Annotated in this window: 1 protein-coding gene; it reads left to right on the top strand. The window is 39.9% G+C overall.

Translation table 11 applies throughout. The features are described 5' to 3' along the window. Positions 1-136 precede the first annotated feature (136 nt). Positions 137-1864 (top strand): IS1634 family transposase, encoded by a 1728-nt coding sequence (locus tag ROSEINA2194_RS13140; RefSeq protein ID WP_044928048.1) that lies wholly within the window; start codon positions 137-139, stop codon positions 1862-1864. Positions 1865-1964 lie beyond the last annotated feature (100 nt).

Below are 1964 nucleotides of genomic sequence, written 5' to 3'. Positions count from 1 at the left end.
CGGGAGTTTGACAGTTGAATATCAAGAAAAGTACTTGCAGGTCTTATAAAACCTGCATTTTTTATGTCAATTTTTATGTTTTATATGCTGTTATTTTATGTTATTGTGTGTTATAATAAGCATTGGAGTGGTGCTTATGAATCTACATATAACAAAATCCAAAAATGCAGAATCCTTTTATATTGCAAAATCTTATACCAAAGCCAATGGCAAAACATCCTCTGTCATTGTCCGTAAACTCGGCACTTTGAACCAGCTCATTGTCGAACATGGACCAACCAGGGACGACGTTCTTGCATGGGCAAAAAATGAAGTTAAGCTTGAAACCGAAAAATATAAAAAAGATCAGCAGACAAAAGCTGTCCAGATAACCTTCCATTCTGATCATAAGTTAGATTATGGCCAGCAGGTTCTCTACCGTGGCGGTTATCTTTTCCCACAGACTTTTTATTACCGCCTCAAGCTTGATAATATCTGCCGGAAACTCCGCGATAAATATAAATTTAAGTATGATATCAACGCGATCCTATCTGATCTCATCTATGCCAGGATCTTAGAACCTGCCAGTAAACGGTCTTCCTATAAAACAGCTTCTGAATTTCTGGAAAAACCATCCTACCAGCTGCATGACATCTACCGGGCACTCGACGTTCTTGGAAATGAATGTGATTTTATCCAGTCGGAAGTTTATAAAAACAGTCATCTTCTCGGAAAGCGAAACGATACTATCCTGTATTATGACTGTACAAACTATTTCTTTGAGATTGAGCAGGAAGATGGGGACAGAAAATACGGCAAAGGCAAAGAACACCGTCCTAACCCGATCATCCAGATGGGGATGTTTATGGACGGTGATGGGATACCTCTTGCTTTTTCACTTTTCCCCGGAAACGCAAATGAACAGACTTCCCTGAAACCGCTGGAAGGAAAAGTCCTCCAGGACTTTGGCTGTACAAAATTTATTTACTGCAGTGATGCCGGACTTGGTTCCGAAGCCATCAAAAAGATAAACCATGCCGGTGAACGTGCTTTTATTGTCACCCAGTCCATTAAAAAGCTGAATAAAGATGATAAAAAATGGGCTCTGGACAAGACCGGCTTCAAACGCGTATCAGATGATATGCCTGTTGAACTTTCAGAAATCCCGGAAGACGATAACGGATTGTATTATAAGGATGAGCCTTATACACCCCACACGCTGCACCAGCGTCTGATCGTAACCTATTCGCCTAAATTTGCAAGATATCAAAAAACAATACGTGATCTTCAGGTTGAACGTGCCAAAAAAATGCTGCAGTCAGGAAACATAAAAAAAGAACGGAGAAATCCAAACGATCCGGCACGTTTCATAGGAAAGACAGCCGTAACGGAAGACGGTGAAGCCGCAGACATCCGCCATTATCTGGACACAGACAAAATCGAAGATGAAGCACTTTATGATGGAATGTATGCAGTTACTACTGATCTGTTGGATGATGATGTAAAAGACATCCTAAAAGTCAGTGAAGGGCGTTGGGAAATTGAAGAATGTTTCCGCATCATGAAAACGGATTTTGAAGCAAGACCTGTATTTGTCCATGCTGACGCACGCATAAGAGCACATTTTCTCATCTGTTTTCTTTCCCTGGTGATATACCGGTATCTTGAAAAAGATCTGGGACAGGATTTTACCTGCGAGATGATCCTGGATAAGTTGAAGTCCATGAATTTCGCAGATATACAGGATCAGGGATTTATCCCACTTTATACACGCGATAGACTGACAGATTCCTTACATAAGATCTGTGGTTTTGATACAGATTTCAAATTTATCACCAAAAGCCAGATGAAAACCATCCAGAAAAAAAGTAAAGGAAGGGAATAAAATACTATAGTTTAAAACAACAGTCAAAATCGCTACAACGCCTATATTTTCTGGCGTTGCAGCGATTTTATTTTTTGAAACTGTCAAAAACAGGATTATA

Origin of the sequence: Roseburia inulinivorans DSM 16841 (assembly GCF_000174195.1) — a bacterium.
Classification (GTDB): Bacteria; Bacillota; Clostridia; order Lachnospirales; family Lachnospiraceae; genus Roseburia; species Roseburia inulinivorans.
Note: the sequence above shows the minus strand (reverse complement) of the source record. Positions and strands in the feature narration are given on the sequence as shown.